Annotated in this window: 21 protein-coding genes; 15 read left to right on the top strand and 6 right to left on the bottom strand. The window is 43.1% G+C overall.

The window, feature by feature from the left end; all coding sequences use genetic code 11:
- The first annotated feature begins 58 nt into the window (after positions 1 to 58).
- Complete coding sequence (locus AC3IT7_RS14160) at positions 59 to 661, top strand: hypothetical protein (protein WP_489248877.1); 603 nt, start codon at positions 59 to 61, stop codon at positions 659 to 661.
- A 49-nt stretch (positions 662 to 710) separates the two neighbouring features.
- Here the strand turns inward: AC3IT7_RS14160 and znuB are convergent, their stop codons facing one another.
- Genes znuB through AC3IT7_RS14145 form a run of 3 tightly spaced genes read right to left on the bottom strand, consistent with a single transcriptional unit; the run spans position 711 to position 2,776 of the window.
- Entirely contained in the window at positions 711 to 1,511 is an 801-nt protein-coding gene (gene znuB / locus AC3IT7_RS14155; RefSeq protein WP_489248876.1) for a zinc ABC transporter permease subunit ZnuB, read from the bottom strand.
- 3 nt (positions 1,512 to 1,514) lie between these two features.
- On the bottom strand, positions 1,515 to 2,297 hold the full coding sequence (gene znuC, locus AC3IT7_RS14150) for a zinc ABC transporter ATP-binding protein ZnuC (RefSeq protein ID WP_475655209.1): 783 nt from the start codon (positions 2,295 to 2,297) through the stop codon (positions 1,515 to 1,517).
- The gene (locus AC3IT7_RS14145) at positions 2,279 to 2,776 is read right to left on the bottom strand and encodes a transcriptional repressor (protein ID WP_489248875.1); all 498 of its coding nucleotides are present in this window, start codon (positions 2,774 to 2,776) and stop codon (positions 2,279 to 2,281) included. The genes znuC and AC3IT7_RS14145 overlap by 19 nt, the downstream gene beginning before the upstream one ends.
- A gap of 146 nt (positions 2,777 to 2,922) precedes the next feature.
- Here AC3IT7_RS14145 and AC3IT7_RS14140 point away from each other — a divergent pair, with 146 nt between their 5' ends.
- The 13 genes from AC3IT7_RS14140 to AC3IT7_RS14080 all read left to right on the top strand — a co-directional run bounded on the left by AC3IT7_RS14140 (position 2,923) and on the right by AC3IT7_RS14080 (position 14,520).
- On the top strand, positions 2,923 to 3,759 hold the full coding sequence (locus AC3IT7_RS14140) for a metal ABC transporter solute-binding protein, Zn/Mn family (RefSeq protein ID WP_475655207.1): 837 nt from the start codon (positions 2,923 to 2,925) through the stop codon (positions 3,757 to 3,759).
- A gap of 174 nt (positions 3,760 to 3,933) precedes the next feature.
- Positions 3,934 to 4,326 (top strand): ATP synthase subunit I, encoded by a 393-nt coding sequence (locus AC3IT7_RS14135; protein WP_004280982.1) that lies wholly within the window; start codon positions 3,934 to 3,936, stop codon positions 4,324 to 4,326.
- A gap of 110 nt (positions 4,327 to 4,436) precedes the next feature.
- Positions 4,437 to 5,312 carry a F0F1 ATP synthase subunit A gene (atpB, locus tag AC3IT7_RS14130; RefSeq protein ID WP_004644859.1) on the top strand — a complete coding sequence of 292 codons (876 nt, stop codon included), beginning with the start codon at positions 4,437 to 4,439 and terminating at the stop codon, positions 5,310 to 5,312.
- Between the two features lie 84 nt (positions 5,313 to 5,396).
- Entirely contained in the window at positions 5,397 to 5,642 is a 246-nt protein-coding gene (gene atpE / locus AC3IT7_RS14125) for a F0F1 ATP synthase subunit C (RefSeq protein WP_000424060.1), read from the top strand.
- Positions 5,643 to 5,681: 39 nt separating this feature from the next.
- A complete protein-coding gene (locus AC3IT7_RS14120; RefSeq protein ID WP_004970142.1) occupies positions 5,682 to 6,152 on the top strand; it encodes a F0F1 ATP synthase subunit B in 471 nt (156 codons plus the stop codon).
- 12 nt (positions 6,153 to 6,164) lie between these two features.
- Positions 6,165 to 6,701, top strand: a complete 537-nt coding sequence (locus AC3IT7_RS14115; protein WP_489248874.1) for a F0F1 ATP synthase subunit delta — start codon at positions 6,165 to 6,167, stop codon at positions 6,699 to 6,701.
- Positions 6,702 to 6,744: 43 nt separating this feature from the next.
- Positions 6,745 to 8,289, top strand: a complete 1,545-nt coding sequence (gene atpA, locus AC3IT7_RS14110) for a F0F1 ATP synthase subunit alpha (protein WP_475655206.1) — start codon at positions 6,745 to 6,747, stop codon at positions 8,287 to 8,289.
- An 89-nt stretch (positions 8,290 to 8,378) separates the two neighbouring features.
- Positions 8,379 to 9,248 carry a F0F1 ATP synthase subunit gamma gene (gene atpG, locus AC3IT7_RS14105; RefSeq protein ID WP_005105137.1) on the top strand — a complete coding sequence of 290 codons (870 nt, stop codon included), beginning with the start codon at positions 8,379 to 8,381 and terminating at the stop codon, positions 9,246 to 9,248.
- A 26-nt stretch (positions 9,249 to 9,274) separates the two neighbouring features.
- Positions 9,275 to 10,669 carry a F0F1 ATP synthase subunit beta gene (gene atpD / locus AC3IT7_RS14100; RefSeq protein WP_148334829.1) on the top strand — a complete coding sequence of 465 codons (1,395 nt, stop codon included), beginning with the start codon at positions 9,275 to 9,277 and terminating at the stop codon, positions 10,667 to 10,669.
- 27 nt (positions 10,670 to 10,696) lie between these two features.
- Positions 10,697 to 11,116, top strand: coding sequence for a F0F1 ATP synthase subunit epsilon (locus tag AC3IT7_RS14095; protein ID WP_005094544.1), 420 nt, complete (start codon positions 10,697 to 10,699; stop codon positions 11,114 to 11,116).
- 96 nt (positions 11,117 to 11,212) lie between these two features.
- Positions 11,213 to 12,163 carry a hypothetical protein gene (locus AC3IT7_RS14090; RefSeq protein WP_489248873.1) on the top strand — a complete coding sequence of 317 codons (951 nt, stop codon included), beginning with the start codon at positions 11,213 to 11,215 and terminating at the stop codon, positions 12,161 to 12,163.
- Positions 12,164 to 12,174: 11 nt separating this feature from the next.
- Positions 12,175 to 12,783, top strand: coding sequence for a hypothetical protein (locus tag AC3IT7_RS14085; RefSeq protein ID WP_489248872.1), 609 nt, complete (start codon positions 12,175 to 12,177; stop codon positions 12,781 to 12,783).
- A gap of 360 nt (positions 12,784 to 13,143) precedes the next feature.
- A complete protein-coding gene (locus AC3IT7_RS14080; RefSeq protein ID WP_489248871.1) occupies positions 13,144 to 14,520 on the top strand; it encodes an NAD-dependent succinate-semialdehyde dehydrogenase in 1,377 nt (458 codons plus the stop codon).
- Positions 14,521 to 14,544: 24 nt separating this feature from the next.
- Here the strand turns inward: AC3IT7_RS14080 and AC3IT7_RS14075 are convergent, their stop codons facing one another.
- The 3 genes from AC3IT7_RS14075 to AC3IT7_RS14065 form a co-directional block, all read right to left on the bottom strand.
- The gene (locus AC3IT7_RS14075) at positions 14,545 to 15,552 is read right to left on the bottom strand and encodes a pirin family protein (RefSeq protein WP_489248870.1); all 1,008 of its coding nucleotides are present in this window, start codon (positions 15,550 to 15,552) and stop codon (positions 14,545 to 14,547) included.
- 129 nt (positions 15,553 to 15,681) lie between these two features.
- Positions 15,682 to 16,284, bottom strand: coding sequence for a hypothetical protein (locus AC3IT7_RS14070; RefSeq protein WP_489248869.1), 603 nt, complete (start codon positions 16,282 to 16,284; stop codon positions 15,682 to 15,684).
- Positions 16,285 to 16,484: 200 nt separating this feature from the next.
- Positions 16,485 to 17,030: a glutathione peroxidase gene (locus tag AC3IT7_RS14065; RefSeq protein ID WP_489248868.1), complete on the bottom strand. Its 546-nt coding sequence runs from the start codon at positions 17,028 to 17,030 to the stop codon at positions 16,485 to 16,487.
- Positions 17,031 to 17,206: 176 nt separating this feature from the next.
- Here AC3IT7_RS14065 and AC3IT7_RS14060 point away from each other — a divergent pair, with 176 nt between their 5' ends.
- Positions 17,207 to 18,106, top strand: coding sequence for a DMT family transporter (locus AC3IT7_RS14060; protein ID WP_489248867.1), 900 nt, complete (start codon positions 17,207 to 17,209; stop codon positions 18,104 to 18,106).
- Positions 18,107 to 18,204 lie beyond the last annotated feature (98 nt).

Genomic DNA, 18,204 nt, shown 5'->3' with positions numbered 1-18,204 from the left:
AAAATATTAAAAGCTATAGTATTAGGTTTCATTAAATTAATTGATTTTTTTTAAATAAATGATCCAAAAAATATTAGAAATTGGTAGGGCTACTTTAGGTTGGATTCTATTAATTTCTACGGTCTTTTTTATTGTCATATATTTTAGTTTTGATAATTATGAAAAAGCATTGTCCTTTACACTACCGTTATTTATTGGATTGTTAACTGTATCATGCACTTTAGGTGCGGTTTGGGTAGCAATTTATACCTTATCTGATATACATCCAAAGCTGCACTTCCAATGCGTTGGAATGGAGTCTAAGGATAACTCTTTAATAAAAAAACGAGAGCACAAAATTAGGATTCGTATAGATAATTTAGGTGGTAAGGCTATAAAGTTTAGAACAAATTTGGAACATCAAGGTGTACTGCGCCATAATCGATACTCGATATCGCCACAGTTCGGTTTTGAAGTAATTAATTCTATAGATGAAAGTAATAAAGAATATTTTATGGATGTTACAATAAATGGGCATCCAGATGACAAATTAGAAAAACTTATTGAATATCTAAAGTTCAAGTTAACATTTTCTTATAGCGATAAAATGCATAATAACTACAATGAGATTTATTTAATTGAAATTAAAAAAAATATCATAGATTTAATAAAAAAAGACTGACTTTATTAATCTAATTCAATTTTAAAAAACTCTTTTTTAGTGAGTAAAATTAACTCAGCTTTTTAAACTTCTGAAAAACAAACATCATGGCAAATAAAATTGCCATGGTCAGCACAATGGTCAGGCCAGTTGAAGTATTCAGACCTGCGCTTGACCATAAGCCCACGGTCACGCCAATCTGTGCAATCACAAATGCCCAGATCACCATCTGTTTCGGTGAATGTGCCAGTAATCGTGCCGTTAGCGCAGGAATCACCAGTAAGGCACCCATTAACAGTGAACCGACTGCTTTTAGTGCCAGTACGGTAAATAATGCCAGCAATAACATAAAGATCAGGCGCTGCCATTTGGCATTTACTCCTTCACTGACTGCCATGTCCGGATCAATCGCGATTTGAATCTGCGCTTGCCAGCTTTTATATAGCACAGCCAAAGCCAGAATGATCACGATGGCAAAGGTCGGCAAGTCTGCCCAGGATATGGTCAGCAGATCGCCAAATAAATAGCTGAGCAATTCAGGTCTTAAGCTTGGTATATGCTGAATGAATAACAAGCCGGAGCAAAGTAAAGTGGCTGAGCACAGGGCAAGCAGGGCATCATTGGGTAGGCGTGGATCATGCAAAACCCATAAAATACCCACCAGTAATAAGGCCAAGAAGGTTACGCCCATCCATAACGGCAAGCTCAAAGCTCCTGCAATCGCAACACCCAGTAATGTGCCGTGAGCCATGGTATCGGCAAAAAATGACATGCGCCGCCAGAGCATCAGGCAGCCCAGTGGTGCAGTCAAAAATACCAATAATGTACCCATGATCCATGCAGGTAAAAGGAGTTGTAACCAATCCATCATGGTTTAAGCTTCCGGCTCGGGGTGAATATGAGGGCGCGAATCATGCTGACAGGCGGTGGCAGAGTCGCCATGCGCACAATGATCGTGATGATGCTGATAAAATACCCGGTTGGTGCCAAAAATTGCCTGATATTCCGGATGCTGCTGCACACTTTCCGGTAGACCGCTACAACAGATATGCTTGTTCAGACATACCACCCGGGTGGTGCCTTGCATCACCCATTGCAGATCATGCGATACCATCAGTACGGCACAGCCATATTTTTCTGGCAAGTTACGCACATATTCATACAGTTCCGCTTCGGACTGAATATCCAGACCCTGCATCGGTTCATCCAGGACTAAAATGTCCGGCTGGCGTAATAAGGCTCGGGCCAATAACACCCGCTGCCGTTCGCCACCAGACAACTGTTGAACTTTGGAATCTTGCAGCTTGCCAATGCCTGTATCACGAATGATTTCGGTTTTAATCTTGGAAGGACATTTTTCCAGGGCCAATAAGTCTTTTACCCGTAGCGGTAGACTATGCGACGGATTGAATTTTTGTGGCACATAAGAAAATTTCAGTTTGCGTGCCGTTTGAATCTCGCCGGATTGCGGTTTTACAATGCCGAGCATGACCTTTATAAGAGTCGATTTACCTGCACCGTTCGGACCAATAAGGGTGACAATCTCTTTTTCCTGCAAAGAAAAATCAATGGCTTTTAAGATGTCACGCTCATCAATCTTGACCCAGATCTGGGAGAGCTGGATCAGGGGAGAGGCACTTAAGCTTTGTGGCGACACTGCTGGCAGATTCCTGAAATTTCAATAATGCTGTGATGGGCGCTGAAGTGATCCGAGCTGGCAAGGGCATCAAGTTGGTCTAGAAGACCTTGGGCTGACGCTTCAGTCACCGCTTTACATTCGGTACAGATTAAAAATGCGGCCTGATGACCTTCACGCGGATGGCAGCAGGGAATATAGGCATTGATTGAGGTCAGGCGGTGAATCAGACCTTTTGCCAATAAGAAATCTAAGGTTCGGTATACCGTAGGCGGTGCCGCAGGGCGATCACTGGCATTTTTCATTTGTGCCAGCAGATCATAGGCGCCCATCGGGCCATTCGCATTCAAGATCAGTTCCAGCACTTCTTTACGCAAAGGGGTAAGACGTGCGCCGGTTGCTGCACAAAGACTTTCCGCTTCAGCAAGACGTTGTGCGACATTGGGATGGTCGTGTACGCCGTGCAATGCATTGTGGTGTTCGTGCGAACAGGAACCCATAGTTCACCTCAAGTGCGAAACTGAAAATTAATAGATTTCAAATCTTAACATGAAGCGTTCGGAGTTTCGATTGGGCATAGGTATTTTTGTATTTTTGTTATATTATAACACTTACTAATTTTCTCGTTTTTAAGTGATTGCTCCTCATGTTCCGTCTCCTTGCACTGGGTCTGCTGGCTTTGTTCAGTACACTCAGTTGGTCACAAAGTCTGGTGGTTTCGACTCAGCCAATTTATCTGATTGCCAAGAAAATCACCCAGGGCGTAGAACAACCGACTTTATTACTGGCCAATCAGAGCGGACATGATGTCAGTCTGACCCCGGCGCATCGTAAACTTATTCAGGATGCCGGTCTGGTGATCTGGCTGGGACAAGCGCATGAAGCACCATTGGCCAAAGTGCTGAATGAAAGTCATAAAGGTATCGCGATTTTAGAATCCGGTATCTTGACCACTTTGCCGATGCGCAATCCGCGTGGTGAAGCTTTGAAAAATACGGTCGATACGCATGTCTGGCTCGATCCAAACAATGCGGTGCGGATCGGTTTCTTTATTGCTGCGCTGCGTTCCCAGCAATTGCCAGAGAATCGTGAACTGTACTGGAAAAATGCCCGTGACTTTGCACAAAGCATGTTTGCTACGGCGCAGCGTTACAGTTCAGGCAGCAAAGCACAACCGTACTGGTCGTATCACGATGCCTATCAATATCTGGAACGTCCATTGAATTTGAAGTTCATGGGTGCACTGACCGATGATCCACATGTGTCGCCAACCGTGGCACAAATCAAGTTCTTAGAGGATCATCGCCCACAGGCCAAAATGTGTCTGCTGGCCGAAGGTCATGCCAGTGAAAATCAGTACCGAAAACTGAAACCGGTGCTGTTTCAACATGTCGATGAAAGCATGAGTGGGGCAGGGGACTTTATACAGGCCTGGCAGCAATTGGCAGCCCAAACCCAGAAATGTGTGTTAAATGCCCGCTAATGATTTAAAAAATAGACATATTTTGATTAGTTTAGCAGCATTTGCCGGATTTAAAAAAACATGACTAAGGTCGGGAAAAGATTGCATGTTCAGGGGTGTAACTCTATAATGCCTGCGATTAAAAATAATCACCTGTTAAACTTGTCAAGCATGCTTGCTGTGAGTGAATAAATAATGAGCCGAACTAGTCGCTTGATTGACCGACGATTAGCGAAAGCTTTGGTCCTCCTACAAGCCTGTATGATTCCTGTTTCAGCCTTGATCGGCTGGGTCGTGAAAGACTCAACCGCAGCCCTGAGTGCAGCATTAGGTGCGCTCGTTTGTTGGCTCGCGACTTGTTATTTTTCGTGGCAATCGTTTCGAGCAGCAGGAGCCCGGGCGTCTAAACAAGTTCTTTCGAACATGTATAAAGGCTTAATGGGAAAGTTTGCAATTGTGATTGTTGGTTTCATTTTAATTTTAAGCAATGTCAAACCGTTGTCAGCGGTGGCATTGTTTTGTGGTTTTATACTTGTTCAAGCCATGTCGTGGGTCGCTCCGTTTTGGGCGTCACGTCTACAAAAATGAGTATAGACACAACAAGAAATTGAAAAGTTTTTCAGGAGCAGGCGAGATATCAAGCAGCACGCGATATTCGTTTGTTCTATTAGTTTTTTGACATTGACCAGGTGTGATTTATGGCTGCTGAAGAACATGCCCTTACTTCGACCGAGTATATCAAGCATCACTTGACCAACATGACCTATGGCAAAATGCCAGACGGTACGTGGAAATTGGCCGAGAGCGGTGCTGAAGCTCAACAGATGGGGTTCACTGCTATTCACTTGGATTCAATGGGTTGGTCTATCGGACTGGGTCTGATTTTCTGTTTGCTGTTCTGGTTGGTTGCGAAAGCAGCTAATGCTGGTGTTCCTACCAAGTTCCAGTCAGCGATCGAAATGATTATCGAGTTTGTAGATTCAAGTGTACGTGATACCTTCCACGGGAAGTCTCGATTAATTGCACCCTTAGCATTAACCATTTTCGTGTGGATTTTCCTCATGAACTTGATGGATTTGATCCCTGTTGACTTTATTCCTTATGTAGCTCAACACGCGATTGCTTCTATGCTGGGTGTAGACCCTCATCAGGTTTACTTTAAAATTGTTCCGACTACAGATCCAAACATTACCCTTGGTATGTCTATTTCTGTATTCTTCTTAATTATTTTCTATAGTATTCGTGAGAAAGGTGTTGGCGGCTTCGTTGGTGAGTTAGCACTTAACCCATTTAACCCAAGTAACCCAGTTGCTAAAGTGCTTTTAATTCCATTCAACTTATTGCTGGAATTGACCACTTTCTTGGCGCGACCAGTTTCATTGGCTCTACGACTGTTCGGTAACATGTATGCGGGTGAGTTAATCTTCATTCTTATCGCGTTATTACCGTTCTGGATCCAGTGGGCGTTGTCTGTGCCTTGGGCGATTTTCCACATTTTGATTATTACGCTACAAGCATTCATTTTCATGATGTTGACTATCGTGTACATGAGTATGGCAAGCGAAAAGCATTAATGGTATTGCCTAACTGTCACCGGATGGTTGGGCACACAATTTTTTAACTTAATTTGGTATAAACCTAACCTCTGAGGAATTATCATGGAACTCACTTTAGGTCTAGTTGCAATTGCATCTGCTATCTTGATCGCTTTTGGTGCTTTAGGTACTGCGATTGGTTTTGGTCTTCTAGGCGGCCGTTTCCTTGAAGCTGTAGCTCGTCAACCAGAATTGGCTCCACAACTTCAAACTCGTATGTTCTTAATCGCGGGTCTTCTTGATGCTGTGCCTATGATCGGTGTTGGTATTGGCTTGTTCTTCATCTTCGCTAATCCATTTGTAGGTTAATCAGCTTAATTCCGAAATTCACTATTTGAGGAATTTGCAATGAATATCAACCTCACATTGTTTGGCCAAGCGATTGCGTTTGCGATTTTTGTCGCATTCTGCATGAAGTTTGTATGGCCACCACTAATCAATGCGATTAGTGAACGTCAGCGTCGTATCGCTGATGGCTTAAATGCTGCTGAAAAAGCGAAAGCTGACCTTGCAGATGCGCAAGCACAAGTGAAAGCTGAACTGGACGCGGCAAAAGCACAAGCGGCTCAATTGATCGAACAAGCGAACCGTCGTGCAGCACAGTTGGTAGAAGAAGCGCGTACTCAAGCATCTGCTGAAGGTGAGCGTATTCGTCAACAGGCTAAAGAAGCTGTTGATACTGAAATCAATTCTGCTCGCGAAGAATTACGTCAACAAGTGGCTGCTCTTGCAGTGACTGGTGCTGAGAAAATTCTTAGCCAGCAAGTTGATGCAGAAGCTCACAATGCCATGCTGACTCAGCTGGCTGCTAAACTTTAAGAGAGGCGGATTATGGCTGAACTCTTGACGTTAGCACGCCCTTACGCAAAAGCAGCATTTGCTTACGCTTCTGAGCAGGGTGCAACTGACTCTTGGTCAACTGCACTTGAATTGCTCAGTGCTGCGGTGCAAGACGAGGCATTTTCAGCTTATCTAAATCGCCTGGAGCTTACACCTGCTGAGCAGGTGTCTCTTTTTGCTAAAGTTTTAGGTGAAGACCAAACTGCAGCCGTGTCTAACTTCTTGACATTGCTTGCTGAAAACAACCGTTTGACGCTTCTTCCTGAAATTGCTGCAGAATATGAACAGCTCAAATCACAGAATAACAATACTGTGGATGTTGTGATTGAATCAGCATTCCCATTAACTTCTGTTCAGGAACAATTATTGACGCATGCATTAGAGAAGAAATTCGAAGCTGCGGTAAATGTTTCTGTAGAAGTGAAGCCAGAGCTTATTGCTGGTGTAGTTATTCGTGCAGGCGACCAAGTGACAGATGATTCTGCGCTTAATAAGCTTGAAAAAATGCGTACTCGTCTTCTTGCCTAAGAAATAAGAAGACTGAACTTTAAAAAGATTGAGGTATAGCGCAATGCAACAACTGAATCCATCCGAGATCAGTGCGCTCATTAAACAGCGTATCGGCGATCTGGACACCAGCGCAACCGCTAAGAACGAAGGAACCATTGTTATGGTTTCCGACGGTATTGTGCGTATTCACGGCCTTGCTGATGCAATGTACGGTGAAATGATCGAATTCGACGGCGGCCTTTATGGTATGGCACTGAACCTAGAACAGGATTCAGTGGGCGTCGTTGTTTTAGGTAACTACTTAAGCCTTCAAGAAGGTCAAAAAGCGCGTTGCACAGGTCGTGTATTAGAAGTTCCGGTTGGTCCAGAACTTTTAGGCCGTGTAGTCGATGCTTTGGGTAATCCGATTGATGGTAAAGGCCCAATTGATGCAAAATTAACTGATGCTGTTGAAAAAGTAGCACCAGGCGTAATTTGGCGTCAATCAGTGGATCAACCTGTACAAACTGGTTATAAATCAGTAGATACAATGATCCCTGTAGGCCGTGGTCAACGTGAGTTGATCATTGGTGACCGTCAAACTGGTAAAACAGCAATGGCGATCGACGCGATCATCGCGCAGAAAAACTCTGGTATTAAATGTGTATACGTAGCAATCGGTCAAAAACAATCGACTATCGCTAACGTGGTACGCAAGCTGGAAGAAACTGGCGCTATGGCGTATACAACTGTTGTAGCAGCAGCTGCAGCTGATCCGGCAGCAATGCTGTATCTAGCTCCGTACTCTGGCTGTACAATGGGCGAATACTTCCGTGACCGCGGTGAAGATGCGTTAATCATTTATGATGACTTGTCTAAGCAAGCTGTTGCTTACCGTCAAATTTCATTGCTTTTACGCCGTCCACCAGGTCGTGAAGCGTATCCAGGTGACGTGTTCTATCTACACTCGCGTCTACTTGAACGTGCTTCTCGTGTATCTGCTGACTACGTTGAGAAATTCACTAACGGTGAAGTGAAAGGCCAGACTGGTTCTTTAACTGCATTGCCGATTATTGAAACTCAAGCGGGTGACGTATCTGCATTCGTACCAACCAACGTAATTTCGATTACTGATGGTCAGATCTTCCTTGAAACATCATTATTCAACGCAGGTATTCGTCCTGCTGTGAACGCGGGTATCTCTGTATCTCGTGTTGGTGGTTCAGCGCAAACTAAGATCATCAAGAAATTGTCTGGTGGTATCCGTACTGCTTTGGCGCAATACCGTGAATTGGCAGCATTTGCTCAGTTCGCTTCTGATCTTGACGAAGCAACTCGTAAGCAACTTGAACATGGTCAACGTGTAACTGAGTTAATGAAGCAAAAACAATATGCTCCATACTCAATTGCTGACCAGGCTGTTTCAATTTATGCATCTAACGAAGGTTATATGACTGACGTAGACGTTAAGAAAATCGTAGACTTTGATGCTGCGTTGATTTCTTACTTCCGTTCAGAACATGCTGCGTTAATGCAACAAATCGATGCCTCTGGTGATTACAACAAAGACATCGAAGCTGCAATCAAAGCAGGTATTGAAAGCTTTAAAGCGACTCAAACTTACTAATTTCAACCCGTGTTGAATTTAGTGTCGGTTTGGTTCACGGAATCAACCTTCGGAAGCTCGCAAGGGCTTTCGAATACTAGGTTAAGCGTATGGCAAATTTAAAAGAAATTCGCGCCAAAGTAGCTAGTATCAAGAGCACGCAGAAGATTACTCGAGCGATGCAAATGGTAGCAGCTTCTAAGATGCGTCGTGCGCAAGAGCGCATGGCTCAAGGCCGTCCGTATGCCGAAAATATGCACCGTGTAATTGCTCATTTGGTCCAAGCGAACCCTGAATACAAACACCGTTATATGGTTGAACGCCCGGTTAAGCGCGTTGGCTATATCATTGTGTCTTCAGATCGCGGCCTTGCTGGTGGTTTGAACATTAACCTGTTCAAAAAAGTGGTTAAACACGTACAGCAGCAACAAGAGCAGTCAATTGAAGTTCAATTTGCTTTAATTGGTCAAAAAGCGGTTTCGTTTTTTAAAAACTACGGCGGTAAAGTGCTTGGTGCGACCACTCAAGTGGGCGACACTCCAAGTCTTGAGCAGTTATCTGGTTCTGTACAGGTGATGTTGGACGCTTATGATAAAGGCGAGTTAGATCGTATTTATCTGGTGTCAAACGGCTTTGTCAATGCCATGACTCAAAATCAAAAGATCGAACAACTTGTTCCTTTGGCTGCTGCTGAAGAAGACAAGAATCTTAACCGTCAATACGGTTGGGATTATATCTACGAGCCTGAAGCTGAAGAGCTTTTAAATGGCTTGTTGGTTCGCTATATCGAGTCTGTGGTATATCAAGGTGTGATTGAAAACATCGCATGTGAGCAGTCTGCACGTATGGTCGCTATGAAAGCAGCGACAGACAACGCAGGCGAGATCATTAAGAGCCTGCAACTTATTTATAACAAGCTGCGTCAAGCCGCGATTACTCAGGAAATTTCTGAGATCGTTGGTGGTGCCGCTGCCGTTTAACATTATTTTGAATTGAGGAGACAGCAATGAATAGCGGTCGTATCATTCAGATCATCGGCGCGGTTATCGACGTCGAGTTTGAACGCAACAGCGTTCCTAAGATCTATGACGCTCTCCAAGTAGATGGTACTGAAACTACTTTAGAAGTTCAGCAACAGCTTGGTGATGGCGTAGTTCGTACTATTGCAATGGGTTCTACTGAAGGCCTTAAGCGTGGTTTGAACGTAACTAACACTGAAGCGCCGATCTCTGTACCAGTAGGTACAGCGACTCTAGGCCGTATCATGGACGTTCTTGGTCGCCCGATCGACGAAGCTGGTCCTGTTGCGACTGAAGCGCGTTTACCGATTCACCGTCAAGCGCCTTCTTATGCAGAACAAGCGGCTTCTACTGACCTTCTAGAAACTGGTATTAAAGTCATCGACTTACTTTGCCCGTTCGCGAAAGGTGGTAAAGTTGGTCTGTTCGGTGGTGCCGGTGTTGGTAAAACTGTAAACATGATGGAATTGATCAACAACATCGCGAAAGCTCACTCAGGTTTATCTGTGTTTGCTGGTGTTGGTGAGCGTACTCGTGAAGGTAATGACTTCTATCACGAAATGAAAGATTCTAACGTTCTAGACAAAGTAGCAATGGTCTACGGTCAGATGAACGAGCCACCAGGTAACCGTTTACGCGTAGCGTTGACTGGTTTGACTATGGCTGAATATTTCCGTGACGAGAAAGACGAAAACGGTAAAGGCCGTGACGTACTATTGTTCGTAGATAACATCTATCGTTATACACTAGCGGGTACTGAAGTATCAGCACTTCTAGGTCGTATGCCATCTGCAGTAGGTTACCAGCCTACACTTGCAGAAGAGATGGGTGTTCTTCAAGAACGTATTACATCGACTAAGTCTGGTTCTATTACGTCAATCCAGGCGGTATACGTACCTGCCGATGACTTGACAGATCCATCGCCTGCTACAACGTTTGCTCACTTGGACGCAACTGTTGTATTGAGCCGTGACATCGCATCTTCTGGTATTTACCCAGCGATCGATCCACTAGACTCAACTTCACGCCAATTAGATCCGTTAGTTGTTGGTCAAGAGCATTATGAAATTGCACGTTCTGTACAGAACGTATTGCAACGTTATAAAGAGCTTAAAGACATCATCGCGATTCTTGGTATGGACGAGCTTGCTGAAGAAGATAAACTGGTTGTTTACCGTGCGCGTAAAATCCAGCGTTTCTTCTCTCAACCGTTCCACGTAGCTGAAGTATTTACTGGTGCACCTGGTAAATTAGTATCTCTTAAAGAAACGATTCGTGGCTTTAAAGGTCTTCTAGCTGGTGAATACGATCACATCCCAGAACAAGCGTTCTACATGGTTGGTGGTATTGACGAAGTGATTGCTAAAGCCGAGAAACTTTAATTAGCGACTCTAATTTAGGAGATTCTCATGGCGACTATGCAATGTGATGTTGTAAGTGTTCAGGAGTCTTTGTACTCAGGCACTGTAACGATGCTAATTGCAAAAGGTGCTGGCGGTGAGTTGGGTATTATGCCTGGCCATGCTCCGTTAGTAACTTTGCTCCAACCTGGCGCGATCCGCGTTATTTTGGAAAACGGTACAGAAGAGTTGATCTATGTATCTGGTGGTGTTCTAGAAGTTCAACCGCATGTTGTTACGGTTCTTGCAGATACTGCAATCCGTGCCGACAACTTGGATGAAGCGGCAATTATTGAAGCGCGTAAACACGCTGAACAATTGCTTGCCAATCAAAAGAGCGATTTGGATTCTGCTGCTGCATTGGCTGCTCTTGCAGAAACTGCTGCACAGCTGGAAACGATCCGCAAAATCAAAAACCGCGCTCAATAAGAGACGGTTCGAGATTGAAGAAACCACCCGAAAGGGTGGTTTTTTTATTTATAATGAGGAACGATACATAAATTTATAGTTTTTTAGGGGAAAATTTTGCATTCAATTAGTCCATATCTGGTAAAAGCTTATAATCCAACTTTAGAAGTAGAAATATGTGGTAAGAAAAAGATAGGTGCTAATAGTCAACTTAATGATATAAATGGAAAAGACTTATTCGATTTAATAAAAAACTTCATTAAATCTCATAATTCGAAATTTGAAAAGGTTTCCGATCAAAGCCGTAAAAAGGTTTATAAATTTTTAGATGTAAAAGCTTTAAAAAAAGAAAGAATAATTTATGGTTGGTTTCTAGAGGGAGAATATGGTCTCGAAAAGGAAATTATTGATATAAATAGTTCAGATGTTGAATTTACTAGAAGATTAGACAATGCAGAAATAACAAAGCATTTCTTCTATATAAATTTACCTTTACTATCAAGGTATGGGTTGGCTTTGCTTCATAATTTTAATGGGCATGGCATGAAAACCACATTTCATGATGAAATTATAGCTTTTACAAGACCGAAAATAAGCTGCTTAGTAACTATGACTCCATTGTCTGATGAGACATCCCTTAAGAACTGGAGTAAAGCCGTAGCTAAAGAAATCAAGTTAAATAAATTTGTACCACAGGATGATATAACAGATACCATCACTGATTTGGGGTATAAAGAAGATGCTATAGCTACTCTTACCCTTAAACCTCCAGTTCGAGGCGGTAATTTCGGAACTCTTTCAGAGCTTTTTTCAAGAAAAAAACTTAATAAGCCATCAAAGAAATTAAAAGCTGTTGAAGTATTAACTGAGCATTGTAAAGAAGTAAAAACAGTATTCGAATTGAATGGTAAAAAAAGAACATTCAAAATTGGAAATGGAGTTGCAAATGTTCTTTGTGAAATAGAAGCTCCTGAGGAACTTTTAGAAAACCCGACGCCTACTCTAGAAGAGCTTAAAGATTGGGCTTTTGAGGTCGCTAAAGAGTTTTCTTCAGAGATTACTCCTTAAGGAGATATGACATGAGTAAAAAAATAAGCGTTGTAAATATCTGTAGTCAGCATTTTAGAACTTTGAATGTCAGAGATATGGTTAGCTTTTTTGGTTTTCCAATTTTGTTAGTGATCATTTCATTGATGTTAGATATAAAATTAGTGAAAGACACTTTGTCATTGTTAGTGAGTTTTGGATCTATCTTCACAGCACTTTTACTTTCCTTACTAGTGCTTATTTTTGATCAGGAAACTAAACTAGATGAAAAGGCTGATTTATGGTACAGGAATAATTTAACAATTCCTCTATTTCAAAAGCGGAAAGAATTACTTAGTCAATTGTATTCAAATATTTCATTTTCTATTATTTGTGCTTTAACATTAGTAATAGCTTGTTTAGTTTTATCACAGCTTTTAAGTTATAACCCGCCATCACAACTTAATGTGTTGGTAGCAAAATGGTTTCTAAACCCATTTGTAATATTTTTGCTGACTTTAACAGCTTTAAATATATTTATGATTCTTAAAAGAATTCATACTTTATTGACAGTTAAGCCGGAAGATGGGTTGCTTATTCTAAATTCTAAGAAAGCTTCTGATTCTAACGATAATGATGATAACGAAGAGACTCTTGCTTAAGTATTGATGAGGTGTTTACTATTTTTGTCATAGTAAACTCCCCATTCCCCATAATCTTCAGTTTAAATATCTCAATAAATCCTTCCTCTAAACTTGGAGCTTTACGTTTTATAGGTTGCTTGAACGCCCATTTCGGGAATATTGGCTTCTTAGTTGTTACGCTCTAATCAAATACTCTTTTGTACCGCTCGATATAACTTTTACCCTTTCTCAGTAATGTTTTGAACCAATCTGTAAACCTGCACACGCCATAAAAAAATCAGTGATAAGTTAAATGATTCGAACAGATTTCGCTTGTTATAGCTGAATACGATAGAAGTGTAGAACAAGCAAAACTTATAATTGAAAAAAGGGAAAACCATGGCTTATCAATCTATTAATCCATTTACCAATCAAAAATTGAAAGACTACCCATCACATAGCGATCAAGATATTCAACATGCACTTGATACTGCGGAAAAAATCCTAAAGTCAGAATGGTCACAGCAGGTCGACACCCGTATTGCAGTACTGCGTAAATTGGCTACCAACATGCGAGCGCAAAAAGCTGAACTGGCCAAGCTTATGACCCAGGATATGGGGAAACTGATTAAGCAGAGTGAAGGTGAAATCGAAACCTGCGCCAAAATTGCAGAATACTATGCGGATCATGCCAAAGAATTTTTAGCGCCAGTGTCTTATCAGACCGATTTGGGTGAAGCTTGGGTCGAGCATCATCCACTGGGTATTATCATGGCAGTTGAACCGTGGAACTTCCCGTTTTATCAACTGATGCGGGTCTTCGCTCCAAACTGTGCGATTGGTAATCCAGTTCTGGCAAAACATGCCGGAATTGTGCCGCAATGTGCCGAAGCTTTTGAGAAGCTAGTCTTAGAGGCAGGTGCCCCTAAAGGTGTCTGGACCAATCTGTTTATCAGTTCCGATCAGGTTAAAGATGTGATTGCAGACAAACGAGTACGCGGGGTGGCACTGACCGGTTCCGAGGGTGCAGGCAGTGCAGTGGCTGAGCAGGCCGGGAAACATCTTAAAAAATCCACACTGGAATTGGGCGGGAATGATGTATTTATCGTACTCGATGATGCCGATCTGGAACGAGCAATTAAGTTGGGCTGTCAGGCACGGGTAAATAATGCCGGGCAGGTGTGTACGGCGGCAAAACGCTTTATCCTGCATGAAAAAATCGCTGAACAATTCAAGGCTGGCATGCTCAAAGCCTTTGAACAGTTAAAGCTGGGCGATCCGCTCGATCCGGAAACGACCTTAGGGCCGCTGTCTTCAAAAGAAGCATTGGAAAAGCTTACCGAACAAGTGGAAAAAGCCGTAGCGCAGGGTGCAACTGTGGTGACGGGTGCTAAAGCCGTAGAACACCCAGGCAATTTTTATGCACCGACCATTCTGGAAAATATCACGCGTGAAAACGATGCCTGGTATGAAGAATTCTTTGGTCCGGTGGCGCAAATCTATGTCGCAAAAGATGATGATGAAATTGTCGAAATTGCCAATGATTCCAATTATGGTCTGGGCGGCGTGATTCATGCTCAGGATATTGAGCGGGCTAAACAGCTGGCTTCACGGGTGGAAACCGGCATGATCTGGATTAACTGGTTTACTGATACTACGCCGGAGTTACCATTTGGTGGAGTTAAAAATTCCGGTTATGGCCACGAACTGTCGATTGACGGTTTTAAAGAGTTTGTGCAAAAGAAACTGGTCGTGGTTAAAAGCCCGAAGAAATAAGAGATTAATTCAACAAAGAAGCCACTATTCAGTGGCTTCTTTTTCAGGATATTCTTCGCGCTTGCCACCTTCATAACTGGCAAAACGAGATTGATCCTGGGGAAAAGCTGGCTCAGCCTTCGCCCAGGGCCAGCCACCGAAGCGGGTGTCACGATAACGGCGAAAAGCAGCATCCAGTTCCTGCGGAGTATTTAATACAAAGGGGCCGCGCATTGCCACAGGCGCACCAATCGGTTCACCTTCCAGCCATAAAATATGCGATTCCAGTAAACCGCCTTTGAGGTGAATGTCCTGATTTGGTTTCAGTTCTACCAGATGCTTGACCTGTATTTTCTGTCCTTCCAGCTCCAGACTGTTACCTTGATAGAAATAACAAAACCGCGTTGCACTCGCAGTGCTTGCCGGAATAATTAGCTCTGCCTCAGGTGCAAGCGTGATCATATAAATATTGACCCTGTTTTCAGCGGCTGCTGCCCAGGAATGTGCTGGACGATCCAGTGCTTCAGTTGTTTTAAACTGCCCTGAAATGATACGGATATCCGCTTTACGTCCGGCCGTATCTGCTGAAAATACATGCGGAATCTGTTCACGCCAAAACATTTTATAATCGGCAGGCTGTTTTTTCTGTTCCGGTGAGGAATTGAGCCAGATTTGAAACAGCTCCAGCGGATTGTCCTGATCTTGATGAACCAATGGGAACATCTCGCAGTGCTGTACCCCATTGCCAGTAGTCAGCCATTGCACATCACCCGCGGCATAACGTCCCGAATTTCCAAGCGAGTCAAAATGGTCGACATAACCGCGTTCGACTATGGTGATGGTTTCAAAACCGGTATGTGGATGTCCGGGAAAGCCGGGAATGCTTTCGCCATAATACATATCATATTCATGCTGATGCGGCGGTGTCACCGGCCCTAAATCGGAATTGCCTTGCGGATAATGATCCTGATGATGTGCAGTAAAAATAAAAGGATCTTTCAGGTCAAGCCGGGATTCGACCGGAACAATAGCATAGAGTACTGAATTCGACATGGTTGAACTCCTGATCACTTTTTTAAATATAAGTTTTTAATTTAAATTGATTTTTATAATAAATAACAGTGTAAAGCGAGAAAGGCGATTGAGGAAGAAACTTTCCGATCAATCGCCCTGAATGGGAGTTTAGGTATTTTCCTGCTCAGTCTGGCTGTCTGATTTTTGCTCCGGATTCTGGATCAGCAGACCTGCTAGTTTGAACATTTCAGCTTGTACATTGACCATTTGCGATTCAATTTTTTTCAGGTCGATCTGGCTGAAATCCATCTCACCATTTAACAGCGGTGAGGCCAGAACCTGCTGATTGGCATTCATGATATTGCTACGGATCTGGTCAATTTCCTGACTTTTTAAATTCAGGTTGCCAAGTACCTGATTAAAGCTGTTCAGTTGCTGTTGTAACTGGGTCGCGGTGGATTGCAGTTGCTGGGTATCTTTGGTTTCGACCGCAGTTTGTAGTTCAGTCTGGGTCTGCTTTAACTGTTCGACATAACTGCCGGCCTTAAGCTGTAAATCAGCCACATCGCGAATCATATAAAACATATTGCCCGATCTCAGCTCGGTCTGTGCTGTAGCACCAGTCTGCGACTGCTGTGCAGATTCAAGCTCGGAACTGTGGTTCTCTGCTTGTTCAACCGGTGCTTCAACTGCCTGTTCACATCCCATCAGTAAAATTCCTGAGCTAAATAATGCAAAGGGAAGAACGGCATTGGCAAGAATTTTGGACATGGAATCGGGATCTCGGTGCAGGTAAAGATATTTCTTTCTCTAATATAGGGACAAACTATGGAGATAAAAAAGATTGTTGCAAAGTTATAACAAAATTGCTGAAAGGTGGCGACTTTATATGAATGAAGTATCTAAGCAGCTATTTTAATTAAAAAAGTAGGAATCCATTTGGAAATAGATCCCTACATTGCTGCTAAAAATTATTTGGCCAGTTCGGCATTTACTGCATCCACAATTCGCGGATCATCGGCAGTAATATCGGGTGCAAAACGTGCCACGACTTCACCGTTTTTATTGATCAGGAATTTTTCAAAGTTCCACAACACTTCAGGTGGCTGGCTTGGAGTGAGGCCATAATCGACCAGATCTTTCCACCATGGGCCTTCACCGGTCCGCTCTGGTACAGCCTGAGTCAGCGTGGCATAGAGCGGATGCTTGTCTTCGCCCGCTACAGAAATTTTCGCAAACAGTGGAAAGTCGACCTGATAATTCACAGAGCAGAATTCCTGAATCTCTGCCTCGCTACCCGGTTCCTGCTCCAGAAAATTATTGGCCGGGAAGCCAAGGATTTCCAGACCTTCTGCTTTTTTGTCGTTATAGAGTTTTTGCAAGCCTTCATATTGCGGCGTAAGACCGCATTTTGATGCCACATTGACCACAAGTAATACCTTGCCCTGATACTGGTTTAAGGTAGTTTCCGTTCCTTGAATGGTTTTGACTGGAATGTCATATACAGAGCGAGTCATGAGATTTCCTATTTATTCAGACTGAATCGGTATTTGTTTTAACGGGTATTTGAGTTCAGTACAAGTAGAAACAGGTGAGAGCAAAGACTTCAGCCGCTAAATTTCCTGATATTGTGTGAAAAATCTATTATGCTAGCAGGCGAAAATAATAATACTGGCGACACATGGATGAGGGTATGACACAGCAGCAAAAAGTAGTCTGGTGGGCGACGCTATTGCCATTGGCCGCAGTTTTTATCTGGTCGCTAAATATGACGGTGACTCGTTATGTGGCGGATTATATTTCTCCGATCAGTATCAGTTTCTACCGCTGGGTACTGGCACTGCTGATTTTAAGCCCGTTTCTGTTACCCAAAGTTAAAGCTGCCTGGCCAGAAATCCGTCCGCATCTTGGACATTTTGCCGTTTTAAGTGCCTTGGGCATGTTGTTGTATCAAGGGTTGGCCTATAGCTCTGCGCATTTTACCACTGCGACCAATATGGGGCTGATCAATGCCTTTATTCCCATATTTACCATTATTGTGGGCATTTTCGTTTTAAAAATTCGCCCTACGCAGGCTGCAGTGCTGGGCAGCATCCTGTCTTTTATTGGCCTGATGTATGTCATGGCACAAGGGCAGGGGCTGCAATTTCTGACGGTAGGTGACAGTTATATCGGTGATTTGCTGATGCTGATCGCGGTATTGTTTTATGCCTGCTATGGGGTCTTGCTCAAAAAATGGCAGATCCAGATTCCACTGCTGCTGAGCCTGTATATCCAGATTTTTATGGCCTTTCTGTATCATATTCCATTCGTGCTTTACTTCGGACTGGACAGCATCAATAGCGATAATGCAGCCAGTATTGTCTATGCCGGAATTTTCCCTTCAATTGCCGCCCCCTTATTCTGGATGATGGCGGTACAGCAACTCGGTCCAAATCGCAGCAGTATTTTTATGAACCTGATGCCGGTTTTTACCGCCATAGTCGCCTATCTCTGGCTAGGGGAGGCCTGGACCATGTACCACAGTATTGGTGGAGGGATCATTTTGCTGGGTATTTTATGGGCGCAATATCCGGGCAGAATAAAGCCATAAACAGCCAGAACAATTTATTAAAGTATTAATTGTTTAATTATTGATCAAATGATTCAGGTTTTTTAATTGAAAGATGCTGTTAATTCTTAATTTTTAAA

Source organism: Acinetobacter sp. KH_038, from assembly GCF_057839405.1.
This window is presented reverse-complemented; position numbering and strand designations above follow the sequence as displayed.